This window comes from Chryseobacterium sp. FG46 (assembly GCF_057809135.1).
Window position 1 is genome coordinate 1 of record NZ_JBMDJJ010000072.1, and the last position, 780, is coordinate 780.

Genomic DNA, 780 nt, shown 5'->3' on the forward strand with positions numbered 1-780 from the left:
GGAGGATTTTTTTAGACCAAAAATAATTTTCCAAGAAATGGTACAAGAATCCAGTTTTATTCTTGATTTAAGTGGGGATTATATATGTTTGGATACCGCTCGTATTATTACTGGGGAAAACTTAGAAGTATTAATTTCTGTACTTAACTCTAAATTATTTTTTTATGCTGTGAAATCATTTTATGGCGGTGGAGGTTTAGGCGATTCTGGCATTCGTATGAAGCATACTTTTTTTGAAAACTTTCCAATGCCTTCATTTCCAATAGAAACAAAAATTGAATTAATAGAATTAGTTAATAATATCAATAATGATAATTTGAATAAGATAAATCAAATTATATATAATTTCTTCAATTTAACACATAAAGAAATAGAATCTATTGAGATTCAATAAATTCTATTTCTTCATATGTCAAACCAATTTGAGAATAAATAATTTGATTTATTTGAAATTCATAATTTTCAACTAAATTAGAATTATCATGTAGTATCATATCTATAAGATTCTCTATATTTTTTAAATCTTTAGTATTAGGAATTGGAATTAGTAAAGGTTCAATTGCTTGGACGCTAACTAACAAATCTCCAGTTCCTGTTTTAGGAGATTCTTTCATAAGATATTTCCCGAATTTAGAGTTTAATATACCTACCAAATATTTAATATTATTTCCAACTGCAAAACATGTACTATCCAAGGTAAATGAAGCTGATTCATCAAATGAAAACCTTAGTATTGAACCTACGCGTTTCCATACTATTTTATGTCTAAAAAAATCCTCC

General features: G+C 26.5%; 2 protein-coding genes. One reads left to right on the forward strand and one right to left on the reverse strand.

The genetic code is table 11. From position 1 onward, the window contains the following. Nucleotides 1-394, forward strand: a 394-nt coding sequence (locus tag ACODR7_RS21535; protein WP_488842325.1) for a hypothetical protein, incomplete at its 5' end; no start/stop codon positions are given. Here ACODR7_RS21535 and ACODR7_RS21540 read toward each other — a convergent pair. Next, nucleotides 378-780: hypothetical protein (locus tag ACODR7_RS21540; protein WP_488842327.1), on the reverse strand; the 403-nt coding region annotated here is incomplete at its 5' end. The two genes, ACODR7_RS21535 and ACODR7_RS21540, sit on opposite strands and share 17 nt — an antisense overlap.